The sequence below is a fragment of the Enterobacter sp. ZOR0014 genome (assembly GCF_000798855.1).
GTDB lineage: Bacteria > Pseudomonadota > Gammaproteobacteria > Enterobacterales > Enterobacteriaceae > Enterobacter > Enterobacter kobei.
Window position 1 is genome coordinate 1 of sequence record NZ_JTLF01000282.1, and the last position, 322, is coordinate 322.

At 33.5% G+C, this 322-nt stretch carries 1 protein-coding gene; it reads left to right on the top strand.

Annotated features, from left to right (window positions below):
* Positions 1-219, top strand: a 219-nt coding sequence (locus L977_RS24765) for a hypothetical protein (protein WP_047626076.1), incomplete at its 5' end; no start/stop codon positions are given.
* Positions 220-322 lie beyond the last annotated feature (103 nt).

The window sequence follows — 322 nt, forward strand, 5'->3', positions numbered from 1 at the left end:
GAACATTGGTATACAATGCAGGTATTAAAGTATCTAGTGAGAGCTGGCAAGAAAGAGGGTGAAAGCTACGACAAAGACCGTAACAAGGCTTTAGACTATGCAGGAGAACTTGCTAACTTAAGTAACGAGAATAAGCTTACAGAATACACTGCTGACGACATTATGAGCTTTGCACAAGATATAGCTGATGATTTCAAACAATGGAAAGGCGAAGAATAATTGAAAATAAAGTTTATGCTTGACAGTGTGAACTTTTTTTGATATTATAGTCTTATAGAAATTAAGGAGATACAAATGAAAAATACAATGTTAAATTGATGAA